This is a genomic window from Pseudomonas sp. R4-35-07 (genome assembly GCF_003852235.1).
Taxonomy (GTDB): domain Bacteria; phylum Pseudomonadota; class Gammaproteobacteria; order Pseudomonadales; family Pseudomonadaceae; genus Aquipseudomonas.
In genome coordinates, this window is sequence record NZ_CP027732.1 from 3445377 (window position 1) to 3466567 (window position 21191).

Consider the following 21191-nt stretch of genomic DNA (forward strand, 5'->3'; position numbering starts at 1 on the left):
AGATACGGGGCATTTTCATTTCCGGGGCCCAAGGACGATCAGTACTGGTTAGGTTCCATTTCCAGTTCCACCCCGAAGCGCTCGACAATATCCTGCTGGATACGTAGCGCCAGGTTGGCGATCTCACGCCCGGTGGCAGAGCCATAGTTCACCAGCACCAGCGCTTGCAATGCATGCACGCCAGCGTCGCCCTCACGAAAGCCCTTCCAGCCCGCCTTGTCGATCAGCCAACCGGCGGCGAGCTTCGTTTGCCCGTCTGCCTGAGGGTAGGCCACCAGGTCCGGATACTGGCTTTTCAGCTCAGTAGCCAAGGCCTGCGGCACCAGCGGGTTCTTGAAGAAGCTGCCGGCGTTGCCAAGCTGCGCCGGGTCGGGCAACTTTTCGCGGCGAATGCTGCAAATCGCACGGCTTACATCCGCTGGCGTGGCGTTGGTAATCCCCTGCCCGGCCAGACGCTGCTGCACCGGGCCGTAGTCGAGTTTCAGGTGACTGGCGCGGCTCAGGGCAAAGCGTACCCGCAGGATCAACCAACGGCCGACTTCATGCTTGAACAGGCTGTCGCGATAGGCAAACCGGCACTCCTGCAGGCTGAAATCCCGCAGTTCACCGGTCTGACGATCCAGCGCAGTGAGGCCGGCAAACACATCCTTGACCTCCACGCCGTACGCACCGATGTTTTGCATTGGCGCCGCACCGACCGTGCCGGGGATCAGGCTGAGGTTTTCCAGGCCGCAGAAACCCTGCTCCAGGGTCCATAACACAAAGGGGTGCCAGGCTTCGCCCGCTTCGGCTTCGACCACCACCTGCACGCCATCATCGTGCAGCACGCGAATGCCTTGGGTGGCCATACGCAACACCAGGGCAGGAACGTCCTGGGTCAGCAGCAGGTTGCTGCCGCCCCCGATCACCAGCAGCGGCACACTGTGCGCCTCGGCGTAGGCCAAGGCTTCCCGCACGTCGGCATCACTGCGGGCCTCGGCAAATAGCTGGGCGCGCACGTCGATGCCAAAGCTGTTGAACGGCTTGAGGGAGACCTGCGCCAGTACTTGCAAGGTCATAACCGCCCCTTCAATTCAATCACCAATAAATCACAGGCGCGCTCGATCAGGTCCAGGACCCGCTCAAAACCTTGTTCGCCTTCATAATAAGGGTCTGGCACCTCGTCCACTTCACCGCCGAAGCGGCGCAGGAATATATCCAACTGAGCCTTACCCTGTGCAGGCTGCATGGCTTTGAGGTGGCGCAGGTTGCTGTGGTCCATGGCCAGGATCAGGTCATAGCGCGCAAAGTCGGCGCGGCAGACCTGCTGGGCACGTTGGGATGACAAGTCATAGCCCCGCGCCAGCGCCGCACGTTGGCTGCGCTGATCCGGTGGGTTGCCGATATGCCATTGCCCAGTCCCCGCTGACGCCACCTCAACCTGGCCGGACAAACCTGCTTCGCGCAACTTATGGCGCAAAACGCCTTCGGCGGTGGGCGAGCGGCAGATATTGCCCAGGCAGACAAACAGGACCTCCATCAAGCCCCCAGCAGGCGACGGACGCGCTCGAGGTCTTCCTGGGTGTCGACGCCTGCAGGCGGCGCTTCCAGCGCATCGCCCACATGGATGCGCACGCCGTGCCACAGGGCCCGCAGCTGCTCCAGGGACTCGGTGTTCTCCAACCAGCACGGGCCCCAGCTGACGAAGTCATGCAGGAAGCCGGCGCGATAGGCATAAATGCCGATATGGCGGCGGTACGGCACACCTTGCGGCAGTGCATCGGGGTTGCTGGCGAAGGCATCCCGCGCCCAGGGCAGGATCGAGCGGCTGAATGTCAGGGCCAGGCCGTTGATATCGCTGACGACCTTCACCACGTTGGGGTTGAACAAGGTTTCGCTGTCTTCGATCGGTTCGGCCAAGGTGGCCATGCGCGCTTCGCCATGGGCCGCCAGATTGGCGGCGACCTGGTCGATGACGCTTGGCGGGATCAACGGCTCGTCGCCTTGCACGTTCACCACGATGGCGTCGGGCGCCAAGCCCAGTTGCGTGGCCACTTCGGCAAGGCGGTCGGTGCCGGAATTATGGTCTTCACGGGTCAGCACCGCCTCGGCGCCGAAACCTTTGCAGGCTTCGATGATGCGCGGATCGTCGGTCGCCACCACCACCCGTTCAGCGCTGCTTTTACAGGCCTGTTCCCATACCAGCTGGATCATCGGCTTGGCACCGATCATTTGCAGCGGCTTGCCCGGCAGGCGGGTCGACGCATAGCGCGAGGGAATCACCACGGTAAAGGCGGTAGTCATTTATCCAGGCGCTCATCGGTCGTCAGGGTACGGGCTTCGCTTTCCAGCATCACCGGAATGCCGTCACGAATAGGGTAAGCCAGGCCGGCGCCTTTGCTGATCAGCTCGGTTTTGTCGGCGCTGAGCTTGAGCGGGCCTTTGCAGATCGGGCAAGCAAGGATGTCGAGCAGTTTGGTGTCCATGAGTAGTTCCTGGAAATAAGCGGTTAAGGCAAAAGACGGTTGGGCAGCAAGCGCATCAACTGCGTGTCGAACCAGGCGACAAATGCTGGCGACGGCAGCGCATCCACCGCAAGGTACCACCAGTCGGGCCGGGCGAAGGCGCGGCACTTCACCGCGTCTTTTTCGGTCATGACCAGCGGCAATGGCGGCGTGAAATCCAGCACCTCGGCGCTGTAGGGCGCGTGGTCGGCAAACGCATGGGGGATCGGCTGCCAGTGTAGCGTTTCAAGGGTATTGAAGAAACGTTGCGGATTGCCGATACCGGCAACCGCGTGTACCGGTTGGCCTACTGGAAAGTAGCTGACCGGCTGCCGCTCGCCGCTGTGCAGGTTGACCAGCGCCGAGGGTTGCAGGCGGAAGGCAAAGCCGTCTTCGCGGTCCGAGGCGGCGCCGTTATAGAGCAGCGCATCAACGCTCTGCAGGCGCTCAACCGGCTCACGCAACGGCCCGGCCGGCAGGCAATGGCGATTGCCCAGGCCACGGGCGGCATCGATCAATACCAGCTCCAGATCACGGGCCAGACGATAGTGCTGCAGGCCGTCGTCGGAAAGGATCAGGTCCAGGGTTTCGCTGGCCAACAGCGCTTTCACCGCACGACTGCGATCCGGATCGATCATCAACGGTACACCGCAGCGCTGCACGATCAGCAACGGTTCGTCGCCAGCCACTTCGGCACTGTGGTTGGCCTCGACCCGCCACGGCAACTGTGGCGGCTTGGCGCCATACCCACGGCTGACCACGCCTACGCGCAACCCACTGCGCCGACAGTGCTCGATCATCCACAGGATCAGCGGCGTCTTGCCAGTCCCGCCTACGGTGATATTACCCACGACCACAACGGGCACCGGTGACTGGTAGACAGCGCCCTCACCCGCCAGGAAGCGCGCGCGCTTGCGCTGCACCACCCGGCGATACAGGCACTCCAGCGGCTTTAACAGCACGAGGGCAGGATGCCCGTCGTACCAGGCCTTGAGCAAACGATCGGACATGGCCATCAGGGTGGGCTCGCCGCCTCGACGGTGGTCATGCGCAGATGACTGAAACCGAGCTTGCCGGCAGCGTCCATCGCGGTAATCACTGCCTGGTGCTGGGTTTTGCCGTCAGCGCTGATCGACAGTGGCATGTTGGTGTCGCCCCCGGACTCCTTCTGCAAGGCCTCCATCAAGCTGGCCAGGTCGTTTCTCTCCAGCAACTGGTTATTTACCGAAAACACGCCATCGGCGCTGATGGCGATATCGAGTTGCTTGACCTGCTGGTCTTCGGCTGGAGAGCCGCTCACGGCTTCGGGCAAATCGACGCGCAGCTGGGTTTCCCGGGTGAACGTGGTGGTAACGACGAAGAACAGCAGCAGGATAAACACCACGTCAATCAGAGACGCGAGGTTGATGTCGACATTTTCCCGTTGCTTGCGGCGAAATTTCACGCTTTGCCCTCGACCAGGTCCACATCACGGTCGCCCTGCACCACCTCCACCAGCTTGATGGCTTCCTGTTCCATGCCGACCACCAGTTCATCGATGCGCCGTTGCAGGAAGCGGTGGAAGAACACCGACGGGATACCCACCATCAGGCCCGCAGCCGTGGTGATCAGCGCTTTGGAAATACCGCCGGCCAGCACCGCGGCGTTGGTGGTCATGCCCGAGCCCATGAACGAGCTGAAAATGTCGATCATGCCCAGCACCGTGCCCAGCAAACCGAGCAGCGGCGCCATGGCGGCGATGGTGCCGAGGGCGTTGATGTAGCGCTCCAGCTCATGGATCACCCGCGCTGCGGCTTCCTCGATGCACTCTTTCATGATCTCGCGACCATGCTTGGAGTTGGCCAGGCCGGCGGCGAGGATTTCACCCAGTGGCGAATTGGCGCGCAGTTCCTTGAGCTTCTGCTTGTCGAGCTGCTTGTTCTTGATCCAGCCCCAGACTTGCCCCAGCAGATGCTCGGGGGTAACGCGACTGGCACGCAGGGTCCACAGGCGTTCGGCGACGATGCCGAGTGCGGCAATGGAACTCATGATGATCGGCAACATCATCCAGCCGCCGGATTTGACCAATTCCCACACAGTGAATGCCCCCTCGAAAAAGTGCGCCACTTTATCATATAGGTTCGGCAGCGGGGTTCGTTGGCCGCAGACCGGACTGTCGCAGCCCGCGGTGTTTGGTAACGCCGGATTACGGTAACGGTTCGCGCCAGAACCGGCGTTGACTGCGCGCAACAACAGCGGGTTGGAACGCGCCCAACTGAAGACGCACGGCACCTTGCTCGGCGCTGTCGTATAACCGGCTGCCCAGGGCCCGATAGCGTTCCACCACCTGCGAATGAGGATGACCAAAGGCATTGCCCCGGCCTCTGGAGATCAGCACCGATCCAGGCGCAAGCCGTTGCACAAAGGGCCTGGATGACGAGCTGCGGCTACCATGATGGGGCGCTTGCAACCAGTCAGTGGGCACCGCCAATGGTGTGTCAAGCAGTGCGCGCTCCGCCGCACGGTCGATATCTCCGGTGAGCAGCAGCCGCTCACCGCTGGCCTGCACCTGCAATACACAGGATTTGGCGTTGCCACCGAGGGCGTCAGACCACTGCCATAACACGAACGACACACCATCCCACTCCCATCGTTCGCCACTGACACAAGGCTCGGTCCCCAGAAACGCCGGCAACCCTTCGGTTTCACCGCCAACCACGCGCCGGATGGGCAGCCCACGGGCGACAGCTGCAGCGCCACCGGCATGATCGGCGTCGGCATGGCTCAATAGCAGCATGTCCAACCGCTCTACTCCGAACTTTTTCAACGACGGCAGAACCACGCGCGCGCCCAGGTCGACCGCCCCCGAACGCGGCCCCGCATCGTAAAGCAAGGCATGGTTGCGGGTGCGCAAGATCACAGCCTGCCCCTGGCCGACATCCAGTTGCACCACCGTCACCTGCCCATGGGGTACCGATTCCTTGGGTGGAAACACCGCCAACAGCAGCATGGGCCAGCCCAGCAACCGAAATGGCACGCCCTTGGGCAGCAGCAATAACACCGCGCCCGCCAGGCTGACCAGCCAATAAACCAGCGGCACCTCGGCCGGCGTCCAGGCCGGCAACTGCCCGGCCAGCAGGGTCAGCCCCTTGAACCATCCCTCCAGCGCTCCGCCGGCCAACCAGAGCAAACCGTCACCGGCCAACGGCAGCCACAGCAGCGCCGTGCCCAGCAACGCCAATGGCAACACCACCAGACTGATCCACGGCACGGCGAATAAATTGGCCACAGGCGCGGTGAGGCTGATGGGTAAACTCAGCACCAACAGGACCGGAAACAAACCGATAGCAATCAACCACTGTGGACGCGTCCAGGCCTGCCAGACACTCCAGGGCCCCAGCCGCCCGCCGAACGTCAGCACCAGGATCGCAACCGCCGCAAAGGACAACCAGAAACCCGGTTGCAAACTGGCCAGAGGCTCAAGCAGCAGCACAGCGTTGAAGGCCAGCAGCAACGGCCACCACACGCCCAAATGCCGAAAGCGCAGCCGCCATAGCAATACCAGGCCCACCATCACGCAGGCCCGCTGCACCGGCACGCCGAAACCTGCCAGCAGGCCATAACCTAGCGCTGCCATAAAGGCCAGGCCGCAGGCCCACGGCAGCCATGGCAGGTTGCGTGGCCAGCAACCGTAACGCGCCATCCCGGCCACCAGTGCGTAGATCAGCCCGGCCAACAAGCCAATGTGTTGGCCGGAAATGACCAACAGGTGCACGGTGCCGGTGTCTTGCAACACCTGCCATTGCTCCGCGCGCAGCCCGGAACCGTCACCTAGCACCAACGCCGCCACGGCGGCTTCATGGGTTTGCGCATCCGCAGCCAGCAGGCGCTGGCGCAGGCTGTCGCGCAGGGCGTTGCGGGCCGGAGTCAGGCGCTGACCGTCTTTTACCGAACCCGTGGCGCCGATGCGTTGCGCCAGCAGCCAGGCCTCGTGGTCGAAACCGTGAAAATTGAGCAGGCCGGACGGCCGCTTGAGGGTGACAGCCAGGCGCCAGCGTTCTCCACTGCGCACCGGCGGCCCACCGTGCCAGGACACCCGGATGCGCTTGGGTAGCCGAGCTTTGCGCGACCGGCTGTCGGCCAGATCAAAACGCACGCCGGTGTCGGTCTGCTGGGGCAAGCCGACCACGCGCCCTTCCACCCATCGTGTTTCGCCGTCCAGTGCTGGTCGCAATCGATCATCCAGTGCCCACTGCGCGCTGATGCACGCCCAGCTCAAGCCCAGCAGGAAAAACGCCAGCGGATAGGTACGAAACGGCAATAACATCAATGCCAGCACCAGCATGGCCAACAGCCATCCGATGGGCGGCAACACCGGTAGAAAACGCAGGGTCAGCAGCCCCAGCGCAAGCGCGAACATCCCTGTCCTCATGAGTCATTCCTTTAAATGATTCACTCAGTCTTAGCCGGGGTTCCCGATGGTGCCTTTGATGTTTTGTCACAAAGTCTGAATTTTCTGTTTATAGAATACGCGCATACTTGCCCCTCGAACTGACCTGGACCCCTTATGCCCCGGCGCTTATTCAAACGGTACATGCCCGACCCCAGCAGTATCAGGGAACACAAGTCATTACAGTTTCTTGGCACCCTGCTGCATGACCCGAACCTCTGGCACCTCAACCGGCACTCGGTGGCCCGTGCGATGGCCGTGGGTCTGTTTGCTGCGTTTATCCCCATTCCCTTGCAAATGCTGCTGGCCGCAATCCTGGCGATCGTGGTGCGCGGCAACATGCCGATTGCCGTCAGCCTGGTGTGGCTGACCAACCCGATCACGATGCCGGTGGTGTTTGTCTGCACCTATATGACCGGTGCCTGGTTGATGAATGTGCCGCCACGCAGCCTCCCCGATAACCTCACCTGGGAATGGATCAGCGGCGAATTGAGCACAATGTGGCAACCATTCCTGCTGGGCTCGGTGGTATCCGGGTTGGTGTTGGGCGCATTGGCCTATTGCCTGACCATGGGCTATTGGCGCTGGTGGGTCGCGCACCAGTGGAAGAAACGCAAACTGCGCCGCCGCTGATGGCTAACGGGCAGGCAAGCGCAGGTGTATACGCAGGCCCTGCCCGGTATTTTGCGCCCAGATACGCCCGCCCTGGCGCTGCACCGCGTTGCGCGCAATGCTCAAGCCCAGGCCGAAGCCGCCGTCACCGGGCCGGGAACCGTCCAACCGGATAAAGGGCGCGAAGATACGCTCCAGGTCGGCCTCATCGATGCCGCCCCCCTGATCCTCCAGCCACACATGCCAGTACTCGCCTTCGCGCGTGCCGTCCAATGTCACCCGGCCTTGGCCTGGGGAGTGGCGTATTGCGTTACGCAGGATGTTTTCCAGGGCCTGGGCCAGTGCATTGAGATTGCCGCGCACCCAGCACTCAGCCGGCAACAGGCAGGGTAAACGCGATGCCGGCCAATGGCTTTCGAAACAAGCGTTTTCCCGCAGCATGTCCCACAGCGCGGGCAATTGAATGTCCTCCTGGGGCAGTGGCGCCCGGTCGCTGTCGAGCCAGGCCAGTTGCAGGCTGTCTTCCACCAGGCGCTGCATGGCGTCGATCTCCCGGCTCAGGCGTTCACGCAACCGCGCCAGGTCCTGCTCGCTGTCGCAGGCCACGCGCAAGCGGCTCAGGGGCGTGCGCAACTCATGGGACATGTCGCGCAGCAGCTGTTGCTGCAACTGCACCGTGCCCTGCAAGCGTTCGGACATCTGGTCGAAGGCGCGCCCCAGTTCACCCAACTCGTCCTGGCGGCTGGTCGCGTCACCGGACATCCGCGCAGTCAATTGGTCCGCACGCCAGGCATTGGCCTGCGCACGCAATTGATTGAGGGGCATGATCAGCAATCGATACAGGCCGATACACAGCAATAAGGTAAACAACCCGGGAATCAGGCCGTTGGTGATGACCCGCCAGAACAGTTGATAACGCCCTGGCATAAAGCGCTTGGGCAACTCGATCACCAGTGACCCCGCGTCGGGATCGACCGGGAAGGCGATTTTCAACCAGGGCAAGCCTTTGGCATGGCGGCTCACCGGCCAGTCCAATCCGCGCAAGAAGGTCAGGCGCTGGCTTTGCTTGTCGCTCAACGGTGCGCTGCCAAGTGATTGCAAGTCATTGCCGATGATGCCCAGCCAAGTGGTTTCACGCTCGCCCATATGCTGCAACCACGCATCCACACCGGCACTGCCCTGGGTACTCCAGGCCAACTCGGCGCCGGCTGCATAGCCGCGGAGCGTGTCGCGGGCTTCGTCAGTGAGGTAGGCACTTTGCTGTTCCATGTAGCGGCCCCAGGACCAACTGAGCCAGATCATCAGCAAACAAAACGCGATCAGCAGGCACGCCAGCTTCCAGAACAGCGAATGCCTGCCCGGCCACCGCTCAAAGCCCTTCATCGTGACCGCTCAACACATAACCCTTGCCCCACACCGTGCGCACTTCGCGCTCGGTGTAGCCGATCGCCTTGAGCTTGCGGCGAATCTGGCTCACATGCATGTCGAGACTGCGATCGTGTGGGGCATAGCCGCGCTGCAGCACGTGCTGGTAAAGGAAGGCTTTGCTGAGTACCTCTTCGGCGTTGCGGTGCAAGGTTTCCAGCAGGCGGTACTCGCTGCGCGTCAGGCCGGCCCAGTGCGTGTGGTAGACGACATCGCACAGCCCCTCGTCAAACCGCAGGACCTGCGCATCATCGCGCAGGGGCGCAAGGCCCGGCGGGGGGCGACGCTCCAGGGCCACCCGGCGCAGGATGGCTTCGATGCGCACCCGCAGCTCGATCATGCTGAACGGCTTGGGCAGGTAATCGTCGGCGCCCAGGCGAAAGCCGCTGACACGGTCGGCTTCGGCGCCCAGGGCCGACATCAGGATCACCGGTATGGCATGACTCTGGCGCAGATGCGTAAGGACTGACAGCCCGTCCAGCCCTGGCAGCAGAACGTCCATCAGCACCAGGTCGAATGCTTGGTCGCGGGCCAGTTGCAGGCCTTGCTGGCCATTGCGGCACCAGGTTACCTCGAAGCCACAGCGGCCCAGATGTTCATGGACGTAGGCGCCCAGCACGGGGTCATCCTCGATGGTCAGGATACTGGGTAGGCCAACGGCTGCGGGATTCATTAGCGTCTGCAAGTCATTCTCAATGACTGATTATTCAAGATTAAAGTGTTACAGGCAATCACAGGCCGCTACCGAATGGCCCGAAGATTGCGTTGTGTCATTAATTTACGAGATTCCTGGCGGCGCAAATGGCTACACTGCGCAGGTAGCGCGGGCCGGACGCCCGTGCGGAAGATTGATATCAATGTGGTAGCAGGAGAGTGGCGTGCTTAGAAGAATGGGGATAAAAGGCCGCGTACTGTTGCTGACGTTATTGCCGACCAGCCTGATGGCGCTGCTGTTGGGGGGTTATTTCACCTGGATGCAGCTCTCCGAGCTGCAAACTCAATTGCTGCAACGCGGTGAGATGATCGCCGAGCAGTTGGCGCCGCTGGTCGCGCCCGCCCTGAGCAGCAAGAACACCGACCTGCTGGAGCGCATAGCGACCCAATCCCTGGAACAACCGGACGTGCGCGCGGTGTCGTTCCTGGCGCCGGACCGCTCCTCCCTGGCCCATGCCGGCCCGACCATGCTCAATCAACCGCCCACTGGCAACAGTTCGCACCTGCTGCAGCGTACCGGCAACGATGCCACCCGTTACCTGATGCCAGTGTTTGGCCGCCATCGCAACCTCGCCGGCGAGCTGATTCCGGATGAGTCCGACCGCCTGTTGGGCTGGGTCGAGGTGGAACTGTCCCACAACGGCATGTTGCTGCGCGGTTATCGCAGCCTGTTCGCCAGCCTGCTGCTGATCGCCATCGGCTTGATCTGCACTGCGGCACTGGCCCTGCGCATCAGCCGCACCATCAATTCGCCGATCGGCCTGATCAAACAAGCCGTGGCCCAGCTTAAAGACGGCAACCTGGAAACCCGCCTGCCGCCCTTGGGCAGCCAGGAGCTGGATCAGTTGGCGTCGGGCATCAACCGCATGGCCGAAACCCTGCAAAACGCCCAGGAAGAACTGCAACACAGCATCGACCAGGCCACCGAAGACGTGCGCCAGAACCTGGAAACCATCGAGATCCAGAACATCGAGCTGGACCTGGCCCGCAAGGAAGCCCTGGAAGCCAGCCGGATCAAATCGGAATTCCTGGCCAATATGAGCCATGAAATCCGCACGCCGCTCAACGGCATCCTCGGCTTCACCCACCTGCTGCAAAAAAGCGAGCTGTCGCCACGTCAGCTGGATTACCTGGGCACCATCGAAAAGTCCGCCGACAACCTGTTGGGCATCATCAACGAGATTCTCGACTTCTCGAAGATCGAGGCCGGCAAGCTGGTGCTCGACAGCGTGCCCTTCAACCTGCGCGACCTGCTGCAGGACACCCTGACCATCCTCGCCCCGGCCGCCCACGCCAAACAGCTCGAACTGGTCAGCCTGGTCTACCGCGACACGCCGCTGGCGCTGGTGGGCGACCCACTGCGCCTCAAGCAGATCCTGACCAACCTGATCAGCAACGCGATCAAGTTCACCCGCGAAGGCACCATCGTGGCCCGGGCGATGATCGAGGATGAGCAGGAAGACAGCGTACAACTGCGCATCAGCGTGCAGGACACCGGCATCGGCCTATCCAACCAGGACGTGCGCGCACTGTTCCAGGCCTTCAGCCAGGCGGACAATTCGCTGTCGCGCCAGCCAGGTGGCACCGGCTTGGGCCTGGTGATTTCCAAGCGCCTGATCGAACAGATGGGCGGCGAAATCGGCGTCGACAGCACACCGGGCGAAGGCTCGGAGTTCTGGATCAGCCTGAACTTGCCCAAGACCCGCGACGACATCGAAGACCTGCCCAGCGCGCCGCTGCTCGGTCGCCGCGTGGCCGTGCTGGAGAACCACGAGCTGGCGCGCCAGGCCTTGCAACACCAGTTGGAAGACTGCGGCCTGGAAGTCACGCTGTTCAATACCCTGGAAAGCCTGACCAACGGCATTACCAGCGCCCATCAGACCGAACAGGCGATCAACTTGGCGGTGCTCGGCGTCACCGCCAATGACATCCCGCCCGAGCGCCTCAACCAGCACTTGTGGGACCTCGAACACCTGGGCTGCAAGGTGCTGGTGCTGTGCCCGACCACCGAGCAAATGTTGTTCAACCAATCGGTGCCCAACCCCAACAGCCAGTTGCAGGCCAAGCCAGCCTGTACGCGCAAGCTGCGCCGCTCACTGGCCGACCTGATCAGCCCGCGCCCCTCGCGCAGCGAGCCGGGTGAGCCGTTGTCCAGCCGTGCGCCGCGGGTGCTGTGCGTGGACGATAACCCGGCGAACCTGTTACTGGTGCAAACCCTGCTCGAAGACATGGGCGCCAAGGTCCATGCCGTGGAAAGCGGCTTCGCGGCCATTGACGCCGTGAAGCAGGAAACGTTCGACCTGGTGCTGATGGACGTGCAGATGCCCGGCATGGACGGGCGCCAGAGTACCGAAGCGATTCGCCAATGGGAAAGCGAACGCCATGGCACGCCGCTGCCGGTGGTCGCCCTCACCGCCCATGCCATGGCCAACGAAAAACGTGCCCTTCTGCAAAGCGGCATGGACGATTACCTGACCAAGCCCATCAGCGAGCGGCAGCTGGCCCAGGTGGTGCTGAAATGGACCGGCCTGGCCCTGCGCAACCAGGGGCCCGAGCGCCTCCCCGAAGGCCTTGGCCCAGGCGTGCAACTGCTGGTGCTGGACCATGAGGAAGGCCTGCGCCTGGCGGCTAACAAGGCGGACCTGGCGGCCGACATGCTCGCCATGCTCCTGGCCTCCCTGGAAGCTGATCGCCTGGCGATTACGGTCGCCCGTGAAGCCAATGACAACCACGCCCTGATCGAGCGCGTCCACCGCCTGCATGGCGCCACCCGCTACTGCGGCGTGCCGCAATTGCGCGCGGCCTGCCAACGCGCCGAAACCCTGCTCAAGCAGGACGACGCCAAGGCCATGGCCGCGCTGGATGAACTGGACATGGCGATTGCGCGGCTGGCCAGTGAAGCGCGGGTCAGCGCCTGACACGATTTCATGGACGACACCAATCAAATGTGGGAGGGGGCTTGCCCCCGATGGCGATGTGTCAGTCGAAATATCTGTCACTGATACACCGCTATCGGGGGCAAGCCCCCTCCCACATTCAGCTCGCATTTCAATTCATAAATTGCAGGGAGCCTTTTAATGCGCGTGATTCTTTTCAGCAGCCAGGCCTACGACCGCGAGAGTTTTCTCGGTGAGCCGCGCCCTCAGGGCATCGAGCTGCAATTCCAACCCGCCCGCCTCAACCTCGACACCGTCGCCCTGGCCGAACGGCACGAGGTGGTCTGCGCGTTTATCAACGATGATCTCAGCGCCCCGGTGCTCGAGCAACTGGCCAGTGGCGGTACGCGCCTGATTGCGTTGCGCTCGGCCGGCTACAACCATGTTGACCTGCACGCCGCCAAGCGCCTGGGCCTGAGCGTGGTGCGCGTACCGGCCTACTCGCCCCACGCCGTGGCCGAACATGCCGTGGCATTGATCCTTGCCCTGAACCGGCGCCTGCACCGCGCCTACAACCGCACCCGCGATGGCGATTTCAGCCTGCACGGGCTCACCGGTTTCGATCTGGTCGGCAAAACCGTCGGCGTGGTCGGCACCGGGCAGATCGGCGCCACCTTCGCCAGGATCATGGCCGGTTTTGGCTGCCAGTTGCTGGCCTACGACCCCTTCCCCAACCCTCAGCTGCAAGCCATGGGCGCGCGCTACGTGAGCCTGCCCGAATTGCTCGCCGAGGCGCAGATCATCAGCCTGCATTGTCCGCTGACCGCCGAGAGTAAACACCTGATCGACACACGCGCCCTGGCACACATGCAACCAGGTGCCATGCTGATCAATACCGGTCGCGGCGGCTTGGTCGACACGCCGGCACTGGTCGAGGCGCTCAAGAACGGCCAACTCGGTTACCTGGGGCTGGATGTCTATGAGGAAGAGGCGCAGCTGTTTTTCGAGGACCGCTCGGACCTGCCCCTGCAAGACGACGTGCTCGCCCGCCTGTTGACCTTTCCCAATGTGATCATCACCGCCCACCAGGCCTTCCTGACCCGCGAGGCGCTGGCGGCGATTGCCGGCACGACGCTGGCCAATATTGCGGCGTGGGCCGATGGCCGCGCGCAGAACCTCGTTGAGGGATGATCAGCGGTCACATACCGGGCTCATGATGAGCCGGCACCCGTGATAGGATGCCGCGCCTATTTGGAGGATCCATGGCCGAACACGATTTCCGCTTCAGCTTGCTGAGCCCGCAACACACCCTGATCGAATGCCGCGCCCTGGTGCCGGGCCGTTATCAAGTCACCGGCAACGGTGGTTCGATCAAGCATGGCGACGTGCTGATCGTCACCCTGCGCGGCAGCAAAACCCTGTCGATGCGCCTGACCGTGGAAGGTGACGCGCGCTACTCCATCCGCCCGGCGGGCCAATGGGTCGCCATGGCCCTGGGGCCGAAATTCGGCGAGTTGGAGATTCACACCTGGAAGGTCAATTGCGACAGCTGCGACAGTGTGCTGGAGTTTGAATTCGCGGTGGAAACCAAGCTGACCAAAGAACCGCTGCAGCCGGCCGCCAACGCACGTATCAAAGAACTCGGCTGGGCCAGCGAAGGCGACCAGCACCGCTGCCCGAAATGCCAGCGGGCCGCACAATGAAGGGCCTGCTGCTCGCCGCCGTGGGCGCGGCCCTGAGTGGCTGCGCTGGCGATGCGGTCAAGCTCAAGCAGGATCACAGCTACGTGGTGGAGTGGATAGGCGAGCGGCCCTTGATGGACTACGCGCACCTGACCGTCACCCTCGGTGCCGATGGGCGCGCCTATGGCAATGGCGGCTGCAACCACTGGTTTGCGCCGTACACCCTCGAAGGCGACAAGCTCAGCTTCGGCCCGATCGGCAGCACCCGCAAAATGTGCGCCGAGGCGTTAATGGAACAGGAGCACCGCTTCTTCCAGGCCCTGCAGGGCGTACAGCGCTGGGACATCTCGCCGATCGAACAGACCCGCTTCTGGCCGGCCCAAGGCAAGCCGATCCGCCTGTGGCTTGAAGAAGGCTGATATTCCCAGTCGCTGAACCAATGGGGATCCAAATGTGGGAGGGGGCTTGCCCCCTCCCACATTGGCTCTGAGTTGATGCTTTAACCGCGCAGGGCCTTGAGCTTGGCCAATACCCCTTGCGCCGTCTGCTCACCCATCAGTTGTTCGCGCACCTTGCCCTTGTCATCAATAATGTAGGTCACCGGCAGCGCCTCGCTGCGTGGAATATCGAAGATCCCTTCCGGGTTCTGCGCCAGCACGGTGAACTTGATACCCAGCTTGTCGCTGGCGGCTTTGAGCTCCTCACCCTGCACATTGTCGAAATTGACCCCGAACACGCCCACGTTCTGCGCTTTGAGTTGCTCGGCCAAGGCGTTGAGCTCGGGGATTTCCGTGCGACACGGGCCACACCATTCAGCCCAGTAATTGACCACCAGCCACTGCTTGTCCAGGCGTTCGGCCGGTATTTTCTGGCCATACTGGTCAACGCCGTAATCGTTACCGCAGCCACTGAGCAGCAGGGTTGTGATGATCGCCAATGCACCGATCAGTCGCCTAGTCATGGGGTAATCCTTCGTAAAAATGAACGTTGGCTGCGGCCTATCGCCTCTTACGGTTTAAGGACGGCCCGCAGCGCAGGTAGAATACCCGCCACCTTACGCAAGATGCGACCCGCACATGACCGATCTGACGCTTTATCACAACCCGCGCTGCTCGAAATCCCGCGGTGCGCTTGAACTGCTGGAAGCCCGCGGCCTCACGCCTACCGTGGTGCGCTACCTTGAAACCCCACTGAACGCGGCGCAACTACAAGCCCTGCTGATCAAACTTGGCCTAAGCGCCCGCCAATTGTTGCGCAGCGGCGAAGAGGAATACAAAAGCCTCAACCTGGCCGACGCCGGTCTCAGCGAAGCGCAGTTGATCGCCGCCATCGCCGAACACCCCAAGCTGATGGAACGCCCGATCCTGGAAACCGCCGATAAAGCCGTCATTGGCCGTCCGCCGGAAAACATACTGGAGCTGCTGCCGTGACGACCTCCTATGTGCTGGTGTTGTATTACAGCCGCAATGGCTCGGTCAGCGAAATGGCCCGGCAGATTGCCCGGGGTATCGAGCAAGGCGGCATGGAAGCCCGGCTGCGCACCGTGCCGGCGATCTCCACCGAGTGCGAAGCCGTGGCGCCGAGTATTCCGGACGAGGGCGCGCTGTATGCCAGCCTGGATGACCTGAAAAACTGCTCGGGTCTGGCCCTCGGCAGCCCGACGCGCTTTGGCAACATGGCCGCACCGCTCAAGTACTTCCTCGATGGCACCAGCAACCTGTGGCTCACCGGCGCCCTGGTCGGCAAACCTGCTGGCGTGTTCACCTCCACCGCCAGCCTGCACGGCGGCCAGGAGACCACGCTGATGTCGATGCTGCTGCCGCTGTTGCACCACGGCATGCTGATCACCGGCCTGCCCTACAGCGAGCAGGCGCTGCTCGACACCCAGGGCGGCGGTACGCCGTATGGGGCCAGCCACCATGCCGGGCCTGATGGCAAGCGCATGCTCGACCCCCATGAAATCACCCTGTGCCGCGCCCTGGGCCTGCGTCTGGCAAAAACCGCCACACTGCTGGAGAACGGCCGTGGCCAGGCAGCCTAAGGTCCTTCCGCCCCAGGCGTGGCTGGAGCCGCGGGTCAAGCTCGCGCGCGCACTGAGCCTTCTGGCGTTTTTTGGCCTGGTGGGCTTGTTGTGCGTGTACTACCTGTTCGTCGCCGACCTGCACGGGGCGCGTCCGTGGGTGATCCTGCTGATCGAACTGGTGCCGCTGCTGGTGCTGGCGCCAGGCATGATCCTGGGCAGCGCACGCGGGCATTCGTGGATGTGCTTTGTGGTGAATCTGTATTTCATCAAGGGCGCGCTGGCGGCGTATGACCCGAACCGGCAAGGGTTCGGGGTGCTTGAGATGGTGGCGAGCCTGGCGCTGTTTTGTACGGCGTTGCTGTATGTGCGCTGGCGCCACCAGTTGAATCGGCGGTTGGCGGCAGTCTGATACAGCAAGGTCTGGGACGCAGAGCGTCCTGGGCAGCATTCCCACGCAGAGCGTGGGAACGATCAATGGTTGACGGTGTAAGCCAGCATCATCGACAACTGGCACATCGGTCGCCCACTTTCGGCATGCCACTGGTTGAAAGCGCCCTGCACCGTCGCCAGGTCGCGCAGGCTGGTAGGCACCTTGTCGACGATCTTCTGCGCATTCAATGCCGCCACCACGTCATAGCTCGGCACAAAAGTGTCCTTGCCCACCATGCGCAAAAAGCGCGGTGCCGACAGGCCGCCCAACTGGTGACCGTGCTTGCTCAGGTACTTCCATAGCCCAACGATATCGGTGACCGGCCACTCGGCGATAAACGCGCCGAAGCTGCCCTTCTCCTGGGTGATATCCAGGATCATCTGCGCATTGCGCGGCACGCTCTTGAGCTTGCCCAGGTGACGGATAATGCGAGCGTCCTGCATCAGGCGTTCCAAATGCTCGGCGCCCATCAGCACGACTTTTTCCGGGTCGAAGCCAAAGAACACCTGTTCGAACGCCGGCCACTTGGCGTCCACTACGCTGTGCTTCAAGCCGGCACGGAACACGCGCAGCGCCAGGGTCGACAGGTAGCGGTCAGCGCTGATCCTGCGCAATTGCGCCGGGGTCTTGGGTACCGGCAGATGGGCTTCCAACTGGGCCGCTGAACCAAAACGGTTCAGACAATATTCGTGCAGCCACTTGTAATCGCGCATGCCCTCTCCTGGCAGGTGAAATGAAAACGGCGCCCGTGAGCGCCGTCTTTCAGAGCGTTGTAGAGCGTCAGAGGTTCACTACATTGACGAAACGCGAGGCGGCGGTTTCATCGATTTTCAGGCTGGTGAAGTCGAACAGGTTGCGGTCGGCCAATTGCGACGGGATCACATTCTGCAGGCTGCGGAAGATGCTCTCGGTGCGGCCCGGCGTCTTGCGTTCCCACTCCAGCAGCATGTCCTTGACCACTTGGCGCTGCAGGTTTTCCTGGGAGCCGCACAGGTTGCACGGAATGATCGGAAATTGCTTGAAGTCGGCATACGCCTGGATGTCCTTCTCGTTGCAATACGCCAGCGGGCGGATCACCACGTTGCGCCCGTCATCGGCACGCAGCTTGGGCGGCATGGCCTTGAGCGAACCGTTGAAGAACATGTTGAGGAAGAAGGTTTCGACGATATCGTCGCGATGATGTCCCAGGGCCATCTTGGTCGCGCCGATTTCATCGGCAAAGGTATAGAGCGTGCCCCGCCGCAGGCGCGAGCACAGCGAGCAGGTGGTCTTGCCTTCGGGGATCAACTGCTTGACCACCGAATAAGTGTCTTTCTCGACGATGTGGTACTCGACGCCCAGTTTCTTGAGATAGGCCGGCAGTACGTGCTCGGGAAAGCCCGGCTGCTTCTGGTCCATGTTGACGGCGACGATCTCGAACTTGATCGGCGCGACCTTTTGCAGGTGCAGCAGCACATCGAGCAGGGTATAGCTGTCTTTGCCGCCGGAAAGGCAGACCATGACCTTGTCGCCCTCCTCGATCATGTTGAAGTCGGCGACCGCTTCACCGGCCAGGCGACGCAGGCGTTTTTGCAGTTTGTTCTGGTTGACCGTAAGAGTGCCCATGGCGCTTGGATCCGCTGCAAGTGTGTGACGAAAAGCGGGGTATTTTAGCGACCTGAGCGCACTGGATTCAATGTGGGGAGGGGGCTTGCTCCCTTTGAATGCATTGCCCGCTACAGACCGTGCCGCGATTAGCGCCTGTGTTTACAGCGCGATTTACTCTAAAGGCCCTACAGTTTTCCAGGACATCACTTCCTATACTGCGACTAGAGGTCGCACAACTATCCGGACCTTGCAGGCCATTTGGCCGGCAGCGCTCCGCTGGGGGGCGATGGTAATAACGACAGGAGTGACTGGCATGATCCATCACGTCGTGGGGCTGTTTACCCATCCCGATCAGGAATGGCGGGAAATTCGTGGCGATAAAGAAGAAAGCATCAGCCACATGTACCTCACCCATACCCTGGTTCTCGCGGCGATTCCCGCCGTCTCTGCATTTATCGGCACCACCCAGGTCGGCTGGGTCATCGGCAGCCGCGCACCGGTCATGCTGACCCAGGAAAGCGCGCTGTGGATGACCCTGATGTCCTACGCTGCAATGCTCGGCGGCGTGGCGGTGATGGGCGCGTTCATTCACTGGATGGCCCGCACCTACGACGCCAACCCCAGCATGGCGCGCTGCGTGGCTTTTGCCACCTACACAGCGACGCCTCTGTTTATTGGCGGGCTGGCGGCGCTTTATCCGCACATGTGGCTGGGCATGGTCGTGGGCACGGCGGCGATCTGCTACACGGTATACCTGCTGTATGTGGGGCTGCCGACCTTCATGAGTATCGACCCGGATGAAGGCTTCCTGTTTTCCAGCTCGGTACTGGCTGTAGGACTGGTGGTACTGGTGGCGATCATGGCGTTTACCGTGATCGTCTGGGGCTTGGGCGTTGGGCCGATCTACACCAGTTAAGCCTTTTTTACCGCAGGCAAAGCCACCGACAAGGTGGCTTTGTGCGTTATGCATGACCATTCGGCGCCTGACAGATTCGGAAACACCCTGCTTTGCGGCATACTGGACGTCTCTGGAGATATGTACAGCATGCCCGAGCAACTCAATACCCGCGTCGAAGATTGTTTCCTGCAAGCCGAATCCTTTTTCAAACGAAGCTTCAAACGCCCCAAGGTCAGCCTCAAGCTGCGGGGCCAGAAAGCCGGTGTCGCGCATTTGCACGAAAACATGCTGCGCTTCAACCCTCAGCTTTACCGTGAAAACAGCCAACATTTCCTCAAACAGACCGTGGCCCACGAAGTGGCGCACCTGATCGCCCACCAACTGTTTGGCGAGCGCATCCAGCCCCATGGTGAGGAATGGCAGTTGATCATGCGTGGGGTTTACGAACTGCCGCCGGACCGTTGCCACACCTATGAAGTCAAGCGGCGTCAGGTGACGCGCTATATCTACCGGTGCCCATGTGCCAACAGCGACTTCCCGTTTTCGCCGCAGCGCCATGGGCTGGTGGGCCAGGGGCGGCGGTATTTGTGTCGGCGGTGTCGGCAGACCTTGGTGTTCACTGGGGAAACTCGGGTGGAATGAGGGCCTCATCGGGGGCAAGCCCCCTCCCACACTTTGATTTGTGAATACATTCAAAATGTGGGAGGGGGCTTGCCCCCGATGGCATCAGAACAGTCACCCAACAACCTTGGCCTGGCGCAAATCCGCAATCCGCTGAGCACTGAAGCCCAATTCCCCCAGCACTTCATCACTGTGCGCACCGACAGCCGCGCCAATATGCCGTGGTGCCGGCAAGCCCTCGGAAAACTTCAGCGGGCAGGCGATCTGCGCCTGGGTCGAGCCATCGCCCCTTGGCACCTGGCTGATCAGCGCGCGCGCCTGCAGCTGCGGATGCGCTACCGCTTCACTCAAGTTCAACACCGGTTCCACGCACGCATCCACTCCAGCAAACAGCGCGCACACTTCATCAAAGCTGCGTTTTTCGAATTCCACCTGCAGCGCCTGCTTGAGGGCCGGCTGCTGCTCAGGCTTGAGGCTGTGCAGCGCCAACTCCGGCCGCCCCAGCGCTTCGCACAATGGCTGCATGAAGGCCGGTTCCAGGCTGCCCACCGACATCCAACGCCCATCACGGGTGCGGTAATAATCGTAAAAACTGCCGCCATTGAGCACATGGCTTTCCCACGCCGGTTCCACCCCGCAGGCCAGGTAACCCGCGCCGGCCATGGCGTTCAGGCTGAACGCGCAGTCGGTCATGCTCACATCCAGGTACTGGCCGACGCCGCTCTGCTGCCGCGAGATGACCGCCGCGAGCAAGCCCACCACCGCATGCAACGACCCGCCGCCGATATCCGCCAATTGCACCCCCAACGGCAACGGCCCACTGTCGCGCCGCCCGGTGTGGCTGGCCACGCCGGCCACGGCCAGGTAGTTGATATCGTGGCCGGCGCGATCCCTGTAAGGGCCGGTCTGGCCGTAGCCGGTGATCGACACGTAGATCAGCCTCGGGTTGATCGCGCTCAGGGCCGCATACCCCAGGCCCAGGCGGTCCATTACGCCGGGGCGGAATTGTTCGATGAGGATGTCGGTGCCCTTGACCAGCTCGAACACGATCTGCAGCGCCTCGGCCCGCTTGAGGTCCAGCGCCAGGCTGCGTTTGTTGCGATTGAGGTAGGCATGGCTCGCTGACGCGCCCTGATCATGGGGCGGCAACACGCGCAACAGATCCATGCGCGTCGGCGATTCGATGCGCAGCACCTCGGCGCCCATGTCCGCCAGCATCAGTGAGGCGAATGGGCCTGGCAACAGGGTGGAAAAATCCAGCACTTTGAGGGACGCCAAGGGGCCTGACATACAAACTCCGTTTCCGATTCGACGGTTCACAGCGTAGTCAGCCTTGAGCGTCGACGGCAATCGTCAGAACGATCAACCCTCCTGACCGTTTTGATCACGGCGGGCTTTTTCGTCGCCACGG

General features: G+C 62.2%; 24 protein-coding genes. 10 read left to right on the plus strand and 14 right to left on the minus strand.

Going from position 1 to position 21191, the window contains the following annotated elements:
• Positions 1-38 precede the first annotated feature (38 nt).
• The 8 genes from murB to C4J89_RS15705 all read right to left on the minus strand — a co-directional run bounded on the left by murB (position 39) and on the right by C4J89_RS15705 (position 6894).
• Positions 39-1058 carry a UDP-N-acetylmuramate dehydrogenase gene (gene murB / locus C4J89_RS15670; RefSeq protein ID WP_124414953.1) on the minus strand — a complete coding sequence of 340 codons (1020 nt, stop codon included), beginning with the start codon at positions 1056-1058 and terminating at the stop codon, positions 39-41.
• Positions 1055-1519: a low molecular weight protein-tyrosine-phosphatase gene (locus C4J89_RS15675; protein ID WP_124367380.1), complete on the minus strand. Its 465-nt coding sequence runs from the start codon at positions 1517-1519 to the stop codon at positions 1055-1057. Before C4J89_RS15675 ends, murB begins: the two co-directional genes overlap by 4 nt.
• Entirely contained in the window at positions 1519-2283 is a 765-nt protein-coding gene (gene kdsB, locus C4J89_RS15680; protein WP_124363254.1) for a 3-deoxy-manno-octulosonate cytidylyltransferase, read from the minus strand. The genes C4J89_RS15675 and kdsB overlap by 1 nt, the downstream gene beginning before the upstream one ends.
• Positions 2280-2465, minus strand: a complete 186-nt coding sequence (locus C4J89_RS15685) for a Trm112 family protein (RefSeq protein WP_003174668.1) — start codon at positions 2463-2465, stop codon at positions 2280-2282. The genes kdsB and C4J89_RS15685 overlap by 4 nt, the downstream gene beginning before the upstream one ends.
• A 23-nt stretch (positions 2466-2488) precedes the next feature.
• Positions 2489-3499, minus strand: a complete 1011-nt coding sequence (gene lpxK / locus C4J89_RS15690; protein WP_124371042.1) for a tetraacyldisaccharide 4'-kinase — start codon at positions 3497-3499, stop codon at positions 2489-2491.
• Complete coding sequence (locus C4J89_RS15695; RefSeq protein ID WP_124363256.1) at positions 3499-3927, minus strand: biopolymer transporter ExbD; 429 nt, start codon at positions 3925-3927, stop codon at positions 3499-3501. Before C4J89_RS15695 ends, lpxK begins: the two co-directional genes overlap by 1 nt.
• Positions 3924-4559: a MotA/TolQ/ExbB proton channel family protein gene (locus C4J89_RS15700; RefSeq protein ID WP_122676958.1), complete on the minus strand. Its 636-nt coding sequence runs from the start codon at positions 4557-4559 to the stop codon at positions 3924-3926. The genes C4J89_RS15695 and C4J89_RS15700 overlap by 4 nt, the downstream gene beginning before the upstream one ends.
• Before the next feature lie 109 nt (positions 4560-4668).
• On the minus strand, positions 4669-6894 hold the full coding sequence (locus tag C4J89_RS15705; RefSeq protein WP_124414954.1) for a DNA internalization-related competence protein ComEC/Rec2: 2226 nt from the start codon (positions 6892-6894) through the stop codon (positions 4669-4671).
• A gap of 135 nt (positions 6895-7029) precedes the next feature.
• Between C4J89_RS15705 and C4J89_RS15710 the strand changes: the two genes are divergently transcribed.
• Entirely contained in the window at positions 7030-7545 is a 516-nt protein-coding gene (locus C4J89_RS15710) for a DUF2062 domain-containing protein (protein WP_124363258.1), read from the plus strand.
• Between the two features lie 3 nt (positions 7546-7548).
• On the opposite strand, the gene C4J89_RS15715 is transcribed toward C4J89_RS15710, so the two are convergent.
• Entirely contained in the window at positions 7549-8907 is a 1359-nt protein-coding gene (locus C4J89_RS15715; protein ID WP_124414955.1) for a sensor histidine kinase, read from the minus strand.
• On the minus strand, positions 8894-9622 hold the full coding sequence (locus tag C4J89_RS15720) for a response regulator transcription factor (RefSeq protein WP_124414956.1): 729 nt from the start codon (positions 9620-9622) through the stop codon (positions 8894-8896). Before C4J89_RS15720 ends, C4J89_RS15715 begins: the two co-directional genes overlap by 14 nt.
• A gap of 205 nt (positions 9623-9827) precedes the next feature.
• Here C4J89_RS15720 and C4J89_RS15725 point away from each other — a divergent pair, with 205 nt between their 5' ends.
• The 4 genes from C4J89_RS15725 (at position 9828) to C4J89_RS15740 (ending at position 14640) form a co-directional block, all read left to right on the plus strand.
• Positions 9828-12581: a response regulator gene (locus C4J89_RS15725; protein WP_124363260.1), complete on the plus strand. Its 2754-nt coding sequence runs from the start codon at positions 9828-9830 to the stop codon at positions 12579-12581.
• Between the two features lie 159 nt (positions 12582-12740).
• Positions 12741-13730, plus strand: coding sequence for a 2-hydroxyacid dehydrogenase (locus C4J89_RS15730; RefSeq protein ID WP_124414957.1), 990 nt, complete (start codon positions 12741-12743; stop codon positions 13728-13730).
• 71 nt (positions 13731-13801) lie between these two features.
• Positions 13802-14242, plus strand: coding sequence for a hypothetical protein (locus C4J89_RS15735; protein ID WP_124371049.1), 441 nt, complete (start codon positions 13802-13804; stop codon positions 14240-14242).
• Positions 14239-14640 (plus strand): META domain-containing protein, encoded by a 402-nt coding sequence (locus C4J89_RS15740; protein ID WP_124414958.1) that lies wholly within the window; start codon positions 14239-14241, stop codon positions 14638-14640. Before C4J89_RS15735 ends, C4J89_RS15740 begins: the two co-directional genes overlap by 4 nt.
• 80 nt (positions 14641-14720) lie before the next feature.
• Here C4J89_RS15740 and C4J89_RS15745 read toward each other — a convergent pair whose 3' ends face one another.
• Positions 14721-15182 (minus strand): TlpA disulfide reductase family protein, encoded by a 462-nt coding sequence (locus C4J89_RS15745; protein ID WP_124363264.1) that lies wholly within the window; start codon positions 15180-15182, stop codon positions 14721-14723.
• 115 nt (positions 15183-15297) lie between these two features.
• Here C4J89_RS15745 and arsC point away from each other — a divergent pair, with 115 nt between their 5' ends.
• From arsC to C4J89_RS15760, 3 genes are read left to right on the plus strand one after another with little or no spacing between them, the layout of a single operon-like run.
• Positions 15298-15651 carry an arsenate reductase (glutaredoxin) gene (arsC, locus tag C4J89_RS15750; RefSeq protein ID WP_124414959.1) on the plus strand — a complete coding sequence of 118 codons (354 nt, stop codon included), beginning with the start codon at positions 15298-15300 and terminating at the stop codon, positions 15649-15651.
• Positions 15652-15704: 53 nt separating this feature from the next.
• Positions 15705-16262 carry an NAD(P)H:quinone oxidoreductase gene (gene wrbA / locus C4J89_RS15755; RefSeq protein WP_372238987.1) on the plus strand — a complete coding sequence of 186 codons (558 nt, stop codon included), beginning with the start codon at positions 15705-15707 and terminating at the stop codon, positions 16260-16262.
• A complete protein-coding gene (locus tag C4J89_RS15760) occupies positions 16246-16653 on the plus strand; it encodes a DUF2069 domain-containing protein (protein WP_124363267.1) in 408 nt (135 codons plus the stop codon). The genes wrbA and C4J89_RS15760 overlap by 17 nt, the downstream gene beginning before the upstream one ends.
• Positions 16654-16715: 62 nt before the next feature.
• Here the strand turns inward: C4J89_RS15760 and C4J89_RS15765 are convergent, their stop codons facing one another.
• Together C4J89_RS15765 and ttcA are read right to left on the minus strand one after the other, a co-directional pair.
• Complete coding sequence (locus C4J89_RS15765) at positions 16716-17387, minus strand: DNA-3-methyladenine glycosylase I (RefSeq protein ID WP_124363268.1); 672 nt, start codon at positions 17385-17387, stop codon at positions 16716-16718.
• Positions 17388-17454: 67 nt separating this feature from the next.
• Positions 17455-18279 carry a tRNA 2-thiocytidine(32) synthetase TtcA gene (ttcA, locus tag C4J89_RS15770; RefSeq protein WP_124414961.1) on the minus strand — a complete coding sequence of 275 codons (825 nt, stop codon included), beginning with the start codon at positions 18277-18279 and terminating at the stop codon, positions 17455-17457.
• 295 nt (positions 18280-18574) lie between these two features.
• Here ttcA and C4J89_RS15775 point away from each other — a divergent pair, with 295 nt between their 5' ends.
• Entirely contained in the window at positions 18575-19177 is a 603-nt protein-coding gene (locus tag C4J89_RS15775; RefSeq protein WP_124367395.1) for a Yip1 family protein, read from the plus strand.
• Positions 19178-19306: 129 nt separating this feature from the next.
• Positions 19307-19801, plus strand: a complete 495-nt coding sequence (locus C4J89_RS15780) for a SprT family zinc-dependent metalloprotease (protein ID WP_124414962.1) — start codon at positions 19307-19309, stop codon at positions 19799-19801.
• A 93-nt stretch (positions 19802-19894) separates the two neighbouring features.
• On the opposite strand, the gene C4J89_RS15785 is transcribed toward C4J89_RS15780, so the two are convergent.
• On the minus strand, positions 19895-21070 hold the full coding sequence (locus C4J89_RS15785) for a CaiB/BaiF CoA-transferase family protein (protein WP_124414963.1): 1176 nt from the start codon (positions 21068-21070) through the stop codon (positions 19895-19897).
• Positions 21071-21191 lie beyond the last annotated feature (121 nt).

Bases quoted from the DNA above. Each gene is read 5' to 3' on its own strand.
- murB (WP_124414953.1), bottom strand. From the start codon at position 1,058: ATGACCTTGCAAGTACTGGCGCAGGTCTCCCTCAAGCCGTTCAACAGC.
- C4J89_RS15675 (WP_124367380.1), bottom strand. From the start codon at position 1,519: ATGGAGGTCCTGTTTGTCTGCCTGGGCAATATCTGCCGCTCGCCCACC.
- kdsB (WP_124363254.1), bottom strand. From the start codon at position 2,283: ATGACTACCGCCTTTACCGTGGTGATTCCCTCGCGCTATGCGTCGACC.
- C4J89_RS15685 (WP_003174668.1), bottom strand. From the start codon at position 2,465: ATGGACACCAAACTGCTCGACATCCTTGCTTGCCCGATCTGCAAAGGC.
- lpxK (WP_124371042.1), bottom strand. From the start codon at position 3,499: ATGGCCATGTCCGATCGTTTGCTCAAGGCCTGGTACGACGGGCATCCT.
- C4J89_RS15705 (WP_124414954.1), bottom strand. From the start codon at position 6,894: ATGAGGACAGGGATGTTCGCGCTTGCGCTGGGGCTGCTGACCCTGCGT.
- C4J89_RS15710 (WP_124363258.1), top strand. From the start codon at position 7,030: ATGCCCCGGCGCTTATTCAAACGGTACATGCCCGACCCCAGCAGTATC.
- C4J89_RS15715 (WP_124414955.1), bottom strand. From the start codon at position 8,907: ATGAAGGGCTTTGAGCGGTGGCCGGGCAGGCATTCGCTGTTCTGGAAG.
- C4J89_RS15720 (WP_124414956.1), bottom strand. From the start codon at position 9,622: ATGAATCCCGCAGCCGTTGGCCTACCCAGTATCCTGACCATCGAGGAT.
- C4J89_RS15730 (WP_124414957.1), top strand. From the start codon at position 12,741: ATGCGCGTGATTCTTTTCAGCAGCCAGGCCTACGACCGCGAGAGTTTT.
- C4J89_RS15735 (WP_124371049.1), top strand. From the start codon at position 13,802: ATGGCCGAACACGATTTCCGCTTCAGCTTGCTGAGCCCGCAACACACC.
- C4J89_RS15740 (WP_124414958.1), top strand. From the start codon at position 14,239: ATGAAGGGCCTGCTGCTCGCCGCCGTGGGCGCGGCCCTGAGTGGCTGC.
- C4J89_RS15745 (WP_124363264.1), bottom strand. From the start codon at position 15,182: ATGACTAGGCGACTGATCGGTGCATTGGCGATCATCACAACCCTGCTG.
- arsC (WP_124414959.1), top strand. From the start codon at position 15,298: ATGACCGATCTGACGCTTTATCACAACCCGCGCTGCTCGAAATCCCGC.
- wrbA (WP_372238987.1), top strand. From the start codon at position 15,705: ATGGCCCGGCAGATTGCCCGGGGTATCGAGCAAGGCGGCATGGAAGCC.
- C4J89_RS15765 (WP_124363268.1), bottom strand. From the start codon at position 17,387: ATGCGCGATTACAAGTGGCTGCACGAATATTGTCTGAACCGTTTTGGT.
- ttcA (WP_124414961.1), bottom strand. From the start codon at position 18,279: ATGGGCACTCTTACGGTCAACCAGAACAAACTGCAAAAACGCCTGCGT.
- C4J89_RS15775 (WP_124367395.1), top strand. From the start codon at position 18,575: ATGATCCATCACGTCGTGGGGCTGTTTACCCATCCCGATCAGGAATGG.
- C4J89_RS15780 (WP_124414962.1), top strand. From the start codon at position 19,307: ATGCCCGAGCAACTCAATACCCGCGTCGAAGATTGTTTCCTGCAAGCC.
- C4J89_RS15785 (WP_124414963.1), bottom strand. From the start codon at position 21,070: ATGTCAGGCCCCTTGGCGTCCCTCAAAGTGCTGGATTTTTCCACCCTG.